This is a genomic window from Allokutzneria oryzae (assembly GCF_042429765.1).
Classification (GTDB): domain Bacteria; phylum Actinomycetota; class Actinomycetes; order Mycobacteriales; family Pseudonocardiaceae; genus Allokutzneria; species Allokutzneria oryzae.
Map to the genome: position 1 here is coordinate 409,185 of NZ_JBHLZU010000010.1, position 14,548 is coordinate 423,732.

At 68.0% G+C, this 14,548-nt stretch carries 17 protein-coding genes and 1 tRNA gene; 11 read left to right on the forward strand and 7 right to left on the reverse strand.

Features of this window, described 5'->3' with window-relative positions; genetic code table 11:
- Positions 1-131: 131 nt before the first annotated feature.
- The 4 genes from ACFFQA_RS13250 (at position 132) to ACFFQA_RS13265 (ending at position 1,894) form a co-directional block, all read left to right on the forward strand.
- Entirely contained in the window at positions 132-296 is a 165-nt protein-coding gene (locus ACFFQA_RS13250) for a hypothetical protein (protein WP_377852101.1), read from the forward strand.
- 75 nt (positions 297-371) lie between these two features.
- Positions 372-1,277, forward strand: a complete 906-nt coding sequence (locus ACFFQA_RS13255; RefSeq protein ID WP_377852102.1) for a glycosyl hydrolase family 18 protein — start codon at positions 372-374, stop codon at positions 1,275-1,277.
- 151 nt (positions 1,278-1,428) lie between these two features.
- Complete coding sequence (locus ACFFQA_RS13260) at positions 1,429-1,575, forward strand: hypothetical protein (RefSeq protein WP_377852103.1); 147 nt, start codon at positions 1,429-1,431, stop codon at positions 1,573-1,575.
- A 61-nt stretch (positions 1,576-1,636) separates the two neighbouring features.
- Positions 1,637-1,894: a hypothetical protein gene (locus ACFFQA_RS13265; RefSeq protein WP_377852104.1), complete on the forward strand. Its 258-nt coding sequence runs from the start codon at positions 1,637-1,639 to the stop codon at positions 1,892-1,894.
- Between the two features lie 115 nt (positions 1,895-2,009).
- Here the strand turns inward: ACFFQA_RS13265 and ACFFQA_RS13270 are convergent, their stop codons facing one another.
- Positions 2,010-2,762, reverse strand: coding sequence for an SDR family oxidoreductase (locus ACFFQA_RS13270; RefSeq protein WP_377852105.1), 753 nt, complete (start codon positions 2,760-2,762; stop codon positions 2,010-2,012).
- A complete protein-coding gene (locus ACFFQA_RS13275) occupies positions 2,762-3,460 on the reverse strand; it encodes a TetR/AcrR family transcriptional regulator (protein ID WP_377852106.1) in 699 nt (232 codons plus the stop codon). Before ACFFQA_RS13275 ends, ACFFQA_RS13270 begins: the two co-directional genes overlap by 1 nt.
- Positions 3,461-3,499: 39 nt before the next feature.
- Between ACFFQA_RS13275 and ACFFQA_RS13280 the strand changes: the two genes are divergently transcribed.
- Complete coding sequence (locus ACFFQA_RS13280; RefSeq protein ID WP_377852107.1) at positions 3,500-3,943, forward strand: GNAT family N-acetyltransferase; 444 nt, start codon at positions 3,500-3,502, stop codon at positions 3,941-3,943.
- Positions 3,944-4,093: 150 nt separating this feature from the next.
- Here ACFFQA_RS13280 and ACFFQA_RS13285 read toward each other — a convergent pair whose 3' ends face one another.
- On the reverse strand, positions 4,094-4,948 hold the full coding sequence (locus tag ACFFQA_RS13285; protein ID WP_377852108.1) for an EamA family transporter: 855 nt from the start codon (positions 4,946-4,948) through the stop codon (positions 4,094-4,096).
- Between the two features lie 79 nt (positions 4,949-5,027).
- Here ACFFQA_RS13285 and ACFFQA_RS13290 point away from each other — a divergent pair, with 79 nt between their 5' ends.
- From ACFFQA_RS13290 to ACFFQA_RS13300, 3 genes are all read left to right on the forward strand, one after another.
- Complete coding sequence (locus ACFFQA_RS13290; RefSeq protein ID WP_377852109.1) at positions 5,028-5,516, forward strand: MarR family winged helix-turn-helix transcriptional regulator; 489 nt, start codon at positions 5,028-5,030, stop codon at positions 5,514-5,516.
- Between the two features lie 330 nt (positions 5,517-5,846).
- A complete protein-coding gene (locus ACFFQA_RS13295; protein WP_377852110.1) occupies positions 5,847-7,457 on the forward strand; it encodes an alkaline phosphatase D family protein in 1,611 nt (536 codons plus the stop codon).
- Positions 7,458-7,476: 19 nt separating this feature from the next.
- Complete coding sequence (locus ACFFQA_RS13300; RefSeq protein WP_377852111.1) at positions 7,477-8,307, forward strand: discoidin domain-containing protein; 831 nt, start codon at positions 7,477-7,479, stop codon at positions 8,305-8,307.
- 321 nt (positions 8,308-8,628) lie between these two features.
- Here ACFFQA_RS13300 and ACFFQA_RS13305 read toward each other — a convergent pair whose 3' ends face one another.
- The gene (locus ACFFQA_RS13305; RefSeq protein WP_377852112.1) at positions 8,629-9,663 is read right to left on the reverse strand and encodes a polyprenyl synthetase family protein; all 1,035 of its coding nucleotides are present in this window, start codon (positions 9,661-9,663) and stop codon (positions 8,629-8,631) included.
- Positions 9,664-10,319: 656 nt separating this feature from the next.
- Between ACFFQA_RS13305 and ACFFQA_RS13310 the strand changes: the two genes are divergently transcribed.
- The 3 genes from ACFFQA_RS13310 (at position 10,320) to ACFFQA_RS13320 (ending at position 13,441) form a co-directional block, all read left to right on the forward strand.
- Complete coding sequence (locus tag ACFFQA_RS13310) at positions 10,320-11,243, forward strand: nitroreductase/quinone reductase family protein (RefSeq protein ID WP_377852113.1); 924 nt, start codon at positions 10,320-10,322, stop codon at positions 11,241-11,243.
- A gap of 850 nt (positions 11,244-12,093) precedes the next feature.
- Positions 12,094-12,534, forward strand: coding sequence for a hypothetical protein (locus ACFFQA_RS13315; RefSeq protein WP_377852114.1), 441 nt, complete (start codon positions 12,094-12,096; stop codon positions 12,532-12,534).
- A gap of 100 nt (positions 12,535-12,634) precedes the next feature.
- Positions 12,635-13,441, forward strand: coding sequence for a serine hydrolase (locus ACFFQA_RS13320; RefSeq protein ID WP_377852283.1), 807 nt, complete (start codon positions 12,635-12,637; stop codon positions 13,439-13,441).
- Between the two features lie 57 nt (positions 13,442-13,498).
- Here ACFFQA_RS13320 and ACFFQA_RS13325 read toward each other — a convergent pair whose 3' ends face one another.
- From ACFFQA_RS13325 to ACFFQA_RS13335, 3 genes are all read right to left on the reverse strand, one after another.
- Positions 13,499-13,651: a hypothetical protein gene (locus tag ACFFQA_RS13325; protein WP_377852116.1), complete on the reverse strand. Its 153-nt coding sequence runs from the start codon at positions 13,649-13,651 to the stop codon at positions 13,499-13,501.
- Positions 13,652-13,663: 12 nt separating this feature from the next.
- Positions 13,664-14,107: a class I SAM-dependent methyltransferase gene (locus tag ACFFQA_RS13330; RefSeq protein WP_377852117.1), complete on the reverse strand. Its 444-nt coding sequence runs from the start codon at positions 14,105-14,107 to the stop codon at positions 13,664-13,666.
- Between the two features lie 306 nt (positions 14,108-14,413).
- Positions 14,414-14,485: transfer RNA gene (locus tag ACFFQA_RS13335), tRNA-Arg, on the reverse strand.
- Positions 14,486-14,548 lie beyond the last annotated feature (63 nt).

The window sequence follows — 14,548 nt, forward strand, 5'->3', positions numbered from 1 at the left end:
TCACTCGCGCTCCGCACACAGCGGCACCGGCCGGTCATCGGCCACCACCTCGCCGGAGCCCACCTCACGCGACCCCCGTTTCGCGTTTTGTCACCTTGATGCGAAATGGGAGCGCTCTTTCGCGCATTAAGGTGACAAAACGCGCACACCCTCGATCACGCCAGGTCTCCGGCGGCGCGCATCCGCGCTTCGCCCGCAACCTCGGCACGGCAGAGTACGGCGGGGTCGGCACCACGACGGCGCCGGTCGCCAACCACGTCCAGCACGACTCACGGATCTTGTTGCCGGTGTGGTGACCGCGTAGATTCGGCCGCTGAGGGTTCTCCGCCGCCATCCCGGTTCCCCGTGCTGTGGTGCGAAGGAGAGCGTGCATGAACAAGCTCGCGGCAGTGCTGGCCGTGCTCGTGGCGGTGGTGCTCGCGCCCGTGGCGAACGCCGCGCCGAACAAGCGGGTCGTCGTCTACTACCAGACCCAGTACAGCAACGGCAGCACCGGAGACTACGTCTCCCCGCTGCCGTTGCTGACCAACAACACCGGTGTGACGGACGTGATCGTCGGCGCGATCCACCTCAACGACAACAAGATCGTGCACCTCAACGACCACCCGCCCGCGCACGAGCGCTACAACCGGATGTGGCGTGACCTGCGGGAGATGAAGTCCAAGGGCGTCAACGTGATCGGCATGGTCGGCGGCGCGGCCCAGGGCAGCTACCAGCGGTTGGAGCGCGAGTTCGACACCTACTACCCGTTGCTGCGCAACGTGATCACCACCTACGGGTTGAGCGGTGTCGACCTCGACGTCGAGGAACGCATGTCACTGGCGGCGATCCAGAAGCTCATCGACCGGCTGCGCGCGGACTTCGGCAGCTCCTTCGTGATCACCATGGCCCCGGTCGCCACCGCGCTCTCCGGTGGCGGCAACCTCTCCGGCTTCAGCTACGAGGACCTCTACCGCAGCCACGGCTCGAAGATCGACTGGTTCAACGCGCAGTTCTACTGCGGCTGGGGAAGCCTGGCGAGCACGGCGGGCTACGACCGGATCATCGCCCGCAACCTGGTCCCGCCCGCCAAGGTGGTGGCGGGCGCGCTCACCAACCCGTCGGGCTGCCAAGGCTTCGTGGACGTGCCACGGTTGCGGAGCACGGTCACCGAGCTGGTCAGGAAGTACCCGACGTTCGGCGGCGTGGACGGCTGGGAGTACTTCAACTCCCTCCCCGGCGGGACCGCCCGCCCCTGGGAATGGGCCGCTGAGATGACCGCCGCGCTCCGAGGCTGACCGGAGCCCGCTGCCGGGTGTTCGTAACGCGGATGACGACCGAGGCCAAGAACTGTCGTCATGAACATCTGGGAGACGGGTGAGCGGATGAGCAGCCGACGACTGCGCGCGAACAGGGCGTGACCCCGCCGACTTCACCGGGGACCGCACCGTGGTGATCGAGACCTCGGGCGGCGGGGATGCCGCAGGGCTCCGGGTGAGCTTCGCCGAGGGGCCGGTCGGGGCGTGCGTGCCGGTGGACGCCCCGCGGCAGAACGAGTCCGGCAACAGCGGTGGCGGTTCGGACGAGAACCGGTGACCGCCGATCGCAGTAGGCTCGGCGGAGACTAGTCATTCTGAGCCGTGAAGCAGACGGAGCGATGAAGCAGCTGCCAGCGAAGGACCGCCCCGGTGTCCAGGCATGGCTCGGACCGCTCTCGCTGGGGCTCGGAACAGTCAGCTGGATCGTGCCCGGGGGAAACCTCGTCTTCGTCGTCGCGGCGTGCGTCTGCGGCGTCGTCTCGATCGCCACCAGGAAGTGGTACAGCGTCGACTGGACCGCTGTCGCGGGCATCTGCGTAGCGCTCGCCCAGGCACTGCTCTCGTTGTTGTTGCTGGCCGCGTCGATGCATCCGTAGGGACCGCCTCCACGGCTACCCGCCCAGCCGCACGGGGAAGGTCAAGCGCACCGTCGCGATCCCCGGAGCGAGGTCGCGCCCTCAGACTTCGACGGCGCGGCGGTGGGGATCGAGATCACCCTCGACCCGGTGCCGTCAGCGTGAGGTAGTCGGCGCCGCCGACGTAGACGGTGTGTCCCGTTTCGAGCGGCTCCACCACGGCCTTGGCCACCTCGGCGGCGAACTCGCCGACGGTGGGCAGGCTCCGCGCCTCGGCCCGGCGGGCGTCGACGATGCCGGGTTCGGCGCGGTCGAGCAGCGTGACCGTGATCGTCCCCTCGATCATGTCGCCCGACACCACGACCAGGCCGACACCCCGCTCGCGCAGCTCCGGGATCTTGGCCCGCAGCGCGTCCTCCCCGGCTCGCTTGCTCTCGGCGACCGCCTCGTAGGCCGCGTACCCGGGCCGCCTGCCGTGGAAGTGCGCCTGGTGGCTGGTCACGAACACCACCCGCGAGAGCGCGGGCATCAACGGCAGCGCAGTCTCCAGCACCCGCACCTGGGCATCCCGGTTGAGCCGCATCGCGTAGCCGAGGTCGCGATCCCGTTCCATGCCGCCAGAAGCGTTGAGCACCAACGCGTCCAGCCTTCCGCTGCGTTCGCGCACCTCGTCGAGCATCGCGGTGACGGCGATCGGATCGGTGAGATCGGCCTTGAGCGGCCAAGCTCTGCCGCCCGCCGCGACGATCTCGGCGACAACCCGTTCGGCGCGCTTCGCCTTGTCGCGGTAGTTGACGTACACGTGCGCGCCCGAGGTGGCGAGCAGCCGGGCGGTCTCCGCGCCGACACCGCGCGAGGCACCGGTCACGAGCACCACTCTGCCGGTCATCACTTCTTCCGTCCCGATGCTCGGAGCCGCTCCGCGGCCGCACCAATGCCTTCGAGCAGCTCCACGCTGCGGGGTGCTCGCCGCCGGGGGAGCTGGGAGTTGAGCGCGGTGCCGAAACCGGCCATGCGGATGGTGGCGTCGATGATCTCGTTGACGTCGTCCGGCCACGGCAGCGCGGGCTGGGTGATGAGCAGTGCGGCGCAGCCGTGCACGGCCGTCCACATGGTCAGCGCCAAGGTTTCCGGATTTCCTTGCAGCACACCGCTTTCCACACACGCCGTGACCGCGTCCACCATGTAGCCGAAGCACGCTGCGGAGGCCGGTGGGACCTCTGCGGAGGTGGCGGGCCGCATCATCAACAGCCGGTACTGCACCGGGTGGTCGAGTGCGAAGTGCACATAGGCGCGCCCGCACTCACCGAGCGCGATGAACGGATCGGTGACACGGCCGACGGCGTCGGTGATACGGCGGCCCAGCTCATCCCACACACGTAGGCAGACCGCTTCCACCAGCGCTTCTTTGCCGGTGAAGTGCAGGTACACCGAGGGCGTCGTGACCCTGGTGCGCTGGGCGACCGCGCGCAGGGTCAGAGCGTCCTCGTTGCCGGTCTCCACGAGCAGCTGTTCCGCGTTGCGGAGGATCTCCTCACGCAGGTGTGCTCCGTCGCCCGCGCGGGCGCGGACCCGTCTGGCTTCCACGCGGCCATGTTGACACCGTTAAGTTGACGGTGTCAATCTGTGGGCGTGATCGAGGTCAGGCCGTTGGGTCCGCAGGACCGCGCGAGGTGGGAGACCCTGGCGCGCGGCTACAAGAAGTTCTACGAGACAGTCGAATCCGATGAGTCATACGAGAGAACATGGCAGCGGTTGCTGAAAGGTGACGAGCTGCACGGATTTGCCGCGCTGCTCAACGGGAAAGTGGTGGGCATCGCGCACTTCCTCTTCCATGCCGCCGTGTGGACGGATGGTTCCTGCTACCTCCAGGACCTCTACGTCGATGAGGCGGCACGCGGTGAGGGAGTGGCACGTGCCCTCATCGGCCGAGTGGCCCAGGTGGCGCGAGACCGTGGTGTGCCTCGTTTGTACTGGCAAACCAAGCAGGACAACGCGACCGCGCGCACGTTGTACGACAAGGTGGCTCGCTTCCGCGGGTTCGTTGTCTACGACCTCCCGCTGAGCTAGCGGTTCGCGACCCCCTGTTTCGCGTTGTGGAGCCTTAACGCGACATGGGAGCGCTCTTTCGCGCAACAAGGTGACAAAACGCGAAAGCTCTGACCGCGCCAGCCAACCCGCACGCGCACCACGATGGTCGCTGTTTGACGCGCATGGGTTTCAGCGCTTTCTGAGCTGCACGATGACAAGCGCCGCGAGCACGACGAGCCCGCCGACGGCCTGGGACGCGGTGAGTTCCTGGTGCAGGACGAGCCAGCCCAGCGTGGTCGCGACCACAGGGCTGAGAAGGCCGAGGAACGTGACATCGGTGGGGGAGAGCGCTCGGATTCCCCTGAACCACAGTGCATACGCGAGCGCCGCGCCGATGATCGCCAGGTAGCCGTAGCCGAACAGGTTCTCCGTGCTCAGCGTCGCCGGTGGCAGTCCTTCGACGACGAGTGCGACCGGGACCAGCAGGACTCCGCCCGCCACGAGCTGCCACCCCGTGGTCGCCAGCAGCGGAGCGGGCGACGTCCACCGCTTGCTGAGGACGACCCCGGTGGCCATGACGACCGCGCTGCCGACCGCGGCCGCGATCCCGAGCGCGTCGAGCCGCGCGTCCGCACGGAGCACGAGCAGGCTGACTCCGACGACACCGGCCGCCGCAGCGAGCACGGTCCGCGTGGTCAGGCGCTCGCCCAGCAGGCCGGCCGCGAGCCCGGCGACCAGGAGCGGTTGCAGGGCGCCGATGGTGGCGGCGACACCGCCGGGCAGCCGGTAGGCGGCGACGAACAGCAGCGCGAAGAACGCCCCGATGTTGAGGGCGCCGAGCACCGCCGCGCGCCACCACCAGGCTCCCGTCGGCAGCCGCCTGGTGAGCGCGACCAGCAGCAGGCCGGCCGGCAACGCGCGCAGCACCGCCGCCAGGAGCGGCCTGCCGGGAGGCAGCAGCTCCGTGGTGACGAGGTAGGTGGTTCCCCAGATGGCCGGTGCCAGGGCGGTCACCGCGACCAGTCCGACCCGATTGCTTAGCACTAAGACAAACTAGCTTAGTGCTAAGTTATCTGTCGAGGGAGATCCGCCTCACGGTCGAGGCGCTGGCTAGGCTGAGCCGATGGCGGACCACGTCGACCTCGTGCTGGCGCAGTGGGCGGAGCAGCGTCCCGACCTCGATGTCTCACCGATGGCGGTGATCGGCCGCCTCAGCAGGGTGTCCACCCGGATCAGCGCGGAGCTGAAGCGCACGTTCGCCGAGCACGACCTGGACACCGCGTCGTTCGACGTGCTGGCCACACTGCGCCGCAACGGGCCGCAGCGCTGCCTGACCCCCGCCGAGCTGATGCGGTCGGCCATGGTCACCTCCGGCGCGATCACCCAGCGGCTCGACCGCCTCCAGGCGCGCGGCCTGATCACCCGCACGCCGAGCGAGTCGGACGGCCGTGTCGTGCTGGTCGCGCTCACCGAGGACGGCCGGGCGCTGATCGACCGAGCGTTGCCCGATCACGTCGACACCGAGCACAGAGTCCTCAGTGGACTGACGTCGGCCGAACGGGAGCAGTTGGCCGAACTCCTCCGCAAGCTCCTCGAATCCTTCGATATGTGACCCCGGCCAGCCGCCCCGTCACTGGGCCCGCCCACCCCGTCACCCCAAGCCCACCGCACGCACCCCTCATCTCGCGTTTTGTAGCCTTAATGCGAAATGGGAGCGCTCTCTTGCGCATTAAGCCTACAAAACGCGAAGACCCTGACCACCTCGCCGGGAGAGGAGACGCCGAAGGCCGCGCGGCTGCGGTGGGTCGAGCTCGCCAGGCATGCGCTGGTGTTCGGCCGAGCGGGGGAGTGAGGCCGGGAACCCTTCCGGCTCAAGCGAAAGCTCGGCCGGATAAGGCCATGACCGTTGTTGGTCGTGAAGGCCGCTCATACTGTCCGCCGTGTGACCCGCAGCCCGTTCGACCAGGCCAACGCAGGTAACCCCACTCGGCGAAAGTTCCTGACAGCCACCGGAATGGCTGCGGGACTCGCGTTCACCGGTGCGCTACCCGGCATCGGGACCTCCAACGCCTCCACCGTCGAGGTGAACCGGCTCCGCGACTACCCCTTCGCGCTCGGCATCGCCTCCGGCGACCCGTTGCCCGATGCCGTGGTGATCTGGACCAGGCTCGCGCCCAAGCCGCTCGACCCGTTCGGCGGGATGAACGACCGTCCCGTCGCCGTGGTCTGGCAGGTGGCCGAGGACGACCGGTTCCGCCGGATCGTCCGCAGCGGCGTCGAGTTCGCCAGGCGCGAGTCCTCGCACAGCGTCCACGTCGACGTTCGCGGACTGCGACCGTGGCGGCACTACTACTACCGCTTCATCGTGGGCGGGCACATCAGCCCCGTCGGCCGCACGCGCACGGCTCCCGCGCCCCGCCAGTCGGTGCCGGGCATGGCGTTCGCGTTCGCCTCGTGCCAGGCGTGGTGGGAGGGGTTCTACACCGCCTACCGCGACATGGCCCGCAAGGAACACGACGTCGTCTTCCACCTCGGCGACTACATCTACGAGTACGGCGTCGGCGCGGACTCCGGTGTTCGCCAGCAACCGGTCCCGGTGGACTTCACCCGCGAGACCATGACGCTCGACGAGTACCGGGGCCGCTACGCGCTCTACAAGACCGACCCCGACCTGCAAGCCGCGCACGCCGTCGCGCCGTGGATCGTCACCGTCGACGACCACGAGGTCGAGAACAACTGGGCCGGGCCGATCTCGGAGAACAACGCGCCGCGCAACGAGTTCCTGGTCCGGATGGCCAACGCGTTCCGCGCCTGGTACGAGCACATGCCGGTGCGGATCGCCCAGGCTCCGAACGGGCCGGGCGTCCAGCTGTACCGCCGGTTCCAGTACGGCGACCTCATCCGGTTCAACCTGCTCGACACCCGCCAGTACCGCGACGACCAGGCAGCGGGCGACGGGATGAAGCCGCCCAACCCCGGCTCGCTCGACCCGAACCGGACAATTACCGGGGCGGCGCAGGAGAAGTGGCTGCTCGACGGCTTGGCGGAGAAGTCCGCGCGGTGGGAGGTGCTCGCGCACCAGACCGCCATCGCACAGCTCGACCTCCAGCGCGGCCAAGGGTTGCTGGTTCCGATGGACACCTGGGACGGCTACGACGCCTCGCGGAAGCGAATCCTCGGCGGCGCAAGGGAACGCGGCGTCCGCAACCTGGTCAGCATCGCGGGCGACCTGCACCGCAGCGTCGCCTCCGAGCTGCGACCGGACTACGCCGACGCGTCCTCTCCTGTGGTGGGAACGGAGTTCGTCGGCACCTCGATCTCCTCCGGTCGCGACGGTATGGACCACGACGCGGACGGTCTCACCATCCTCGCGGAGAACCCGCACGTGAAGTTCCACAACTTCCAGCGCGGCTACGTCCGGTGCGAGGTCAACGCCACCCAGTGGGTCGCCGACTACCGCGTCGCGGACCGGGTGACGGTGCCCAACGGCACGGTGACCTCGCGCTCCCGGCTCGTCGTCGAGGACGGCAACCCGGCCATCCACGCCACCTGAACCCCGGAGAGGACAGTCCATGCAGCGCAGAGTTCTCGCCGTGACCGCCGCGGCGGTGATGTTCGGTTCAGCGGCGGCGCCGGCCAGTTTCGTCGCCCTGACCGTGAACCCGGAGCGCGTGCAGGTTGTCGGCATGCCCTGCCTGCCGAGTTCGGTGAAGGTCGGCCTGACCAACACCGGCACCGCGGACCGCTACGTCGACCTGGAGATCGGCGCACAGGCGCCGGTGACCCCGGACCGCAGGATCATCTCCACGTGGCTGCCCGCGTGGGACCCCGACCACACGGTGAGCACGGCGATCGGGATCACCGTTCCGCGCAACGCTAAACCCGGCGACTACGAGCTGAACCTGAGCGTCGACCGGACACGGCGCACCGTGCCGGTGAAGGTGCTTCCGTTGCCGTCCAAGGGAGAAGGCGACAACCTCGCGGTCGGAGAACAGGCCAGATCCTCGTCTACGCACGGCAGCTTCCGCACCTGTGGCGCTGTCGATGGCGACGCGAACCCGGAGAACTGGTCCACCAGCACCGGGTGGAACGACGCCACCCGTGGGGCTTTCCCCGACGACTACACGGTAACCCTGGTCGCGCCGACGACAATCGGCAGAGTGGAGCTCCAGACGCTCGACTCCGCGAAGTATCCCGCCGCGCAGAACGGTTTGCGTGACTGGGACGTGCAGGTGCGGAGTGCTGGCTCCTGGGCGACCGTCAGCCAGGTGCGCGGCAACGTCCTCGGCAGGGTGAAGTCCACATTCCCCGCTGTGACAGCGGACGCGGTGCGGATCGTGGCGTTGGACTCCAATGACCACGCCTACTCGCGGATCGTGGAGCTGGAGGTCTACTCGCGCTGAGCGCCGAACACGGCCAGCAGACGCTTCCAGAGCACGTCACTGAGGGCTTGCGCATCAGCGTCAGGACGCAGTTCTCCTTGTGCGACAAAGGTCTTCACCGCGTCGCGCAACCTCCTCCCGCTCGTGGAGTTCGATGGACTCCCGGAACAGCGCTTCCTTCGAACCGAACGCCAGCGCCTCCGGGCCCAGCCAGCCCGCGCCGAGACGGGTTCGGGAACGTCCTGGAGGGCAAGGGGTGGCGGTGCCTCCGCTCGACTGTTCTGTGTCGATCGACCAAGCACCAGCGCGGCCGGGCGGAGGCGGTCAACGACGCTGGGGTTCTCAGTAGTGCCTGGCCACCACGCCGATCAGGTCGTGCAGCGCCTGCCGCACCCGCTGGTCGAGCGTCATCGATGCCAGCGTCCGCCTGGCTGCGCGGACCCGCTCGCGCAGCATCGCGCGGACCTCCTCCAGAGCGCCGGAGGATTCGATGATCCTCCGAGCTTCGTCCACATCGGACTCGCTCAGGCCGGGGTCGCCCGCCAGCTCCAGCAACCTGTCGGTGGACGCCCGCGTCGCGCGCGCCAGCGTCGCGGCGATCAGCGTGGTCCGCTTGCCCTGGCGGATGTCCTCGCCGACCGGCTTGCCGACCTCCGCCGCGCTGCCGAAGACGCCGAGGACGTCGTCGTGCATCTGGAACGCCTCGCCCAGTGCGGCGCCGAACTCCTCGAACGCCCGGATGGTGTCCTGGCCGACGCCGCCCGCGATGGCGCCGAGCCGCAGTGGGTGGCTGATCGAGTAGTTGCCCGACTTCAGCCGGGCCAGCCGCAGCGCCGCGCTCATCGACGAGTCGCCGGAGTGCCCGGAGACAATGTCGAGGTACTGGCCGGAAATGAGCTCCAGCCGCATGTCGTCGTAAGCGAGACGGAACCGTTCCCGACGATCTTCCGGAAGCGGGTTCGCGTTGACGACGCGGTCCGCCCAGACCATCAGCGCGTCACCGAGAAGGATTCCGGCGGAAAGGCCGAAATGATCAGCGTCACCATCCCACGCGCGTTCCCGGTGCAGGGTCGCGAGCTGCTTGTGCGCGGTCGGAACACCGCGTCGGGTGTCCGCGCGGTCCATCAGGTCATCATGCACGAGCGCGAACACATGGAACAGCTCGATCGCGACCGCCAGCTCGATCACTCCGTCGCTGTCCGGCTCGCCACCGGCGCGGAAGCCCCAGTAGAACAACTGCGGCCGGATGCGCTTGCCGCCCGCCTCGGTCAACCGTGCCGCGGCAGTGACCAGGTCGGTCGTCTCGCGCGCGCTCTGACCGGTTACCTGCCGGAACTGGTCCATCGACGCCGCGAGCGCCGCGTCGATGCGGGCCACGAGCGATCGGCTCGAAGCCGCGTGCCCCGACCGGTCCGATCCCCGTGCGGGGGTGTGCGGAGGAGCCAACTTCGCGAAGGGAACGCTTTCGGCGGTCATCGTGATTCCTTCCGGCTCGACAATCTGCGAGGAAACGCTTCGCCCCCTGCCGGATCGAGTTGCGGGAACCCCTTCCTGTGATGGCCCTGTTCATTCTGTGAAGGCTCACCCCTGCGCCGTGTCTACCATGTGCCAGGGTCTGCGTCGATCGTCGGCATCGGTGACGAAATCTTGCCTCTCCGGTGATCCGGTCCTCCAAGGCAAATATGAACCCGCATCGGGTACCTGCGCCCCCTGCTCGATGCCGTATTTCCTCAACCGCCGAGCGGGTGTACTTCGGTCTCCAGCGGTGTTGTCCCGGCCATGGTCGGTTCTTGCGGTCCGCGGCAGTCGTCGTGTTACTGTCGTGCCGTGCCCCGGATGGGCCTACGCATGGAGGTAGCGGCTTTCTGAGCCACTAAGAGACCGGCAGGAGTCCGTTCTCTCGCACATGGCATCCCTTGTCCTGGGGTCATGACGTCGTTCTTCAACGCGTAGCCAGCATGCGGGGTTTTCTCGTGCCGTCTCCTGGTGGTTCTCCGTCCTCCGATCCCGTGGATCGACAAGGAAAGGACCACATGACCGATACGTACGACGACTTCGACTTCGCCGACTTCCAGCGGCAGGTCATCACCGAGTTCCGCGCCAGCGGTGGCAAGGTCGGCGGGATGTTCGAGGGCGCGACCCTCGCGCTGCTGACCACCACCGGAGCCAGGACCGGACTGCCCCGCACGAGCCCGTTGGGCTATCTGGAAATCGACGGGCAGCACGTGGTGATCGCATCCGCGATGGGTGCGCCAACGCATCCGGCCTGGTACCACAACATCCGCTCGAACCCGGTGGTCACGGTGGAGACCGGCACCGAGACCTACGAGGCGATCGCGGGCATCCCGACAGGTGACGAGCGGGACCAGCTTTTCGCCAAGGTGGTTGAGCAAGCGCCGGGATACAGGGAGTACCAACAGAAAACGACCCGCGTGATCCCGGTGGTCACGCTGCACCGCGTCGAGCCGACCCCGGGGGCCGACCGCGTCAGGGGGCTCGGCGACTTCGTGGTGGAAGTCCACGACTGGCTGCGCAAGGAACTCGTCGAGCTGCGCCGCGAGGTGGACGAGATCATCGACGGGCGCGCGGACTCCGTAACCGTCGACCGCTCACCTTCCGACCTCGCCAGGCAGATGCGCTCGCACTGCCTGGAGTTCTGTGGCGCGTTGACGAAACACCACACGGGGGAGGACTATGGCGCGTTTCCGATGCTGGCGCAACGGTTTCCCGCCCTGGCCCCAGCGCTGACGAAGCTCGGTGAGGACCACGAGGTCGTGGCGCGGCTCCAGGCGGAGATCCGCCAACTCGTTGACGACTACACGCCGGGCGAGAGCGATCCGGTCCGGCTGCGCGGGGACCTCGAACGCCTGGCAACGGAGTTGGAGGATCACTTCGCCTACGAGGAGAAGACGATCGTCACCGCCCTCAACGCAATGGGGCCGGCGCCTCAGGGGTAGGGCTGGCCCCATCGCGAGACGGGGCGGTACATGACGCCGGCGGGGGCGCGCAGCCCGGCACCGTGAGAACCATGTTCAGTCGAGTAGCCGCAGTTGTCGCAGCCTTGATGCTGACGATCGCAACCACCACTGCGAGCCAAACTGGTCGCGCTCCCGATCGAGAACAGTGACCTACGGACACCCCGATGCCATTGCTACGGCCACAGTGGACGGTCTCCGTGCGACTCGGGAGATCCCACGACAGCAAGGAAAAACGCTCGACGACGAAGTGCTGGTCAGTAGCTTCTCCCAGGGAGACCCGGCGACGACGACGGTGGGTCGCGCGCTCCACGAGGGCGCGGCCCCCTACTTCAAGCCGACGCCTGCCAGTGCGCAGGGCGCTTCCCCGGGTGCTGAGTCCCCCTAGCGCTGTCCTGCACGTCACCCCGATGCCCCGAGGGGGCGCGCCGCCCCCGTGCCCCCGTGGGCTGGCTGGCGTGGTCGGGGTCTTCGCGTTTTGTCACCTTGATGCGCGAAAGAGCGCTCTCATTTCGCGTTAAGCCTACATAACGCGAAATGAGGGGTGCGCGGGTGAGGGTGCCAGGGGGTGATGAGGCTGTGGCGCGATCTCCCCGCTCAGGCCGACCGCGCCGATCCTGGTGAGCGGGTACCAAGTGCCCGCCGAGCAGCTGACTGTCCCTTCGGCGTCGCACGAAAGCCCCTCCTGTTCCTGAATGGTGGACAACCTGAGATGCCCCTGTGTGGTCTTAACAAGTAGTTCGGACAACCGAACTCGTTGTGCTCCGGGGGAGAAGGCATGAAGACGCGTTTCGTTGGTGCTGCGCTTGTCGCGGCTGTGGCTGTCGGATGCATGACCGGTGTCGCTCAGGCGTCCGAACGCAACATCCTCGGTCCGACCGGCTACAAGGGAATCGAGCTCGGCGCGAGCGAGGCACAGGCCGTCGCGACCGGCCTGCTCGTGGACGGTGAGGGCGGCGAGTTCTGCCGCAGGTACTACTTCGCGCCGACCGAGGGCACCATGCCGAGGGCCAGCGGAGTGTTCATCTCCGGTAGTCGGGGCGTCACGCTCATCGGCGGCACCTCCAGGATGCGGACGAACGAGGGAGTCGGCCGCGGCTCGAAGCTGGCCGACGCCAAGCGCGTGTACCCGGACCTGACCAGGGACCCGGAAGCCGACTGGCTTTACACCTCGCCCGTTCCTGGAAACAAGGACGCGAAGTACAAGTTCGTGGTGCTCAACGACATCGTCGATGACTTCAGCCTGGAGTCCAACGACCGCGGCGGCTGCTAACTCCGCGGCCCGTCGCCATTTTTCACGTGTTCATCAGGAGAAACGAATGAACAAGCGTCTCGCCCTGTGCGCTGCCGCCGCGACGTCGATCGCGTTGGTCATGGGCGCCCCCGCCGCGATGGCCACTTCACGCGCGGCACTGCCGGAGGTCTCCGCCGACGCTGTCGGCCAGGTCGCGTTCCCCGGCGCGCTCAAGGTCCGGATCGCCAAGGCGCAGAAGTACGCCGAGAGCCGTCCCGGACTCACCGGTATCGTCGTCCGGGACCGCCTCACCGGCGCGGTCTGGCGCAACAACGCGGCGGGCACCCACGCGTGGGCGTGTTCGACGCCGAAACTGGCGATGGTCGTGGATCTGTTGCTGCGCAACGACTCCGGTGCGGTGAAGCTGACGGCTGAGGACCGCGAGCTGATGCACAAGATGCTCAACTCCAGCGACGACGACGCGGCCCACACGCTGTGGAACCGCTACGGCGGCGAGGCCGAGTTCGCCAAGCGCTTCCCGTCCTACGGCATGACGGACATGAAGTTCACCGACCAGCACAAGCACCACTGGGGCTGGATCCTCACCACGCCGAACGACCTGGACCGCCTGATCAACTACGTGCTGGAGAAACTGCCGGCCAAGCACCGCGAGTACATCGTCAAGGAGATGAGCGCGGTGGACGCCAACCAGCAGTGGGGCGTGTGGGGCGCGGGCGCGAAGGCCAAGCCGGGCAACAAGAACGGCTGGTCCGACGACAACGACGACGGCTCCTGGATCATGAACTCGGTCGGGTTCGTCGGCCCGCACCAGCGCTACACCGTGGCGATCATGAGCAACACCAAGGTGATCAAGGATGGCTACGACGTGGGCAAGGAAACCACGACGAAGATCAGCGAGATCCTGTTCAGCGGCTACTTCGGCTGACCAAGGGCCTCAGGAACCCGGTGGTCGACATTCCTGTCGACCACCGGGTTGCGTCTGTCAGGGGCGCCGGACGAGCAAGGAACAGCGCTGACTGGCGTGCTCGACACCGGGATGCGGACCGCGGTCGAGCCGCGCGACGACCTCCAGGCCGACCGAGCCCAGCGCCTGGATCTCCGCGACGGGGGCGAGGAACCGGAAGGTCAGGTCCACGTCGTGGCCCCATCAGTCGCTCAGCACCTTCTCGCCGCCCATCGGGACGTCGGCGTCACTGATGTGGAACGAGACCAGCGCGTGCCCGCCAGGCCGAAGCACGCGGGCGAACTCCGCGTAGGCGGCGGCGCGTTGTGCGGTGCCGAGATGGATGACCGCGTACACGCACACCAACCCGGCCAACGTCCGCGATCGCACGGGTAGCGCCGTCATGTCGGCCGCGCAGAACGGGAGCGACGTGCCCCGCTTCGCGACGTCGCACATCCCGGGCGACAGGTCCATGCCAACCACTCGGACCCCACCGGCTGAGAGGTAAGCGGCCACGTGCCCAGGACCGCATCCGACATCGGCGACAACCCCGCCGCTCGTGAGCTCAGCGAAGGCGTCCAGCATCGCCCGGTCCAGCGGCTTGTGCCGCAACTCGTCGCCGAGCGCAGCGGCATAGTGGTCGGCCACCAAGTCGTAACTCCGACGCGTCCGCGTCACCTCACCCATAGCCGACCAACCTATGAGCCCCTCACAACAGGACTTCTTCGTCCCGTTGCCGCCCCACCCGACCACTGCGGTCCGGTGCTCGCCCCCACCCGGCGGCTGGGGTCCGGTGCTCGCTCCCACCCGGTGACGGTGGTCCGTGCTCGCCCCAAATCGACCACTGGGGTCCGGGGGCGTGCCCCCGGCGCGGGGCCTGGGGGCTCGGCCCCCAGAAAACACAAAAGCCCGATCTTGTGAGCGTGGTTCGCGAACAAGATCGGGCCAATCGGGTGCCCCCGGCAGGATTCGAACCTGCGCTCCCGCCTCCGGAGGGCGGTGCTCTATCCCCTGAGCTACGGGGGCCCATCGCGCTTGCGACTGCTGAAGCTTAGCGCATGCCCCGGCGATGCTCGTGCGGGCACCCCC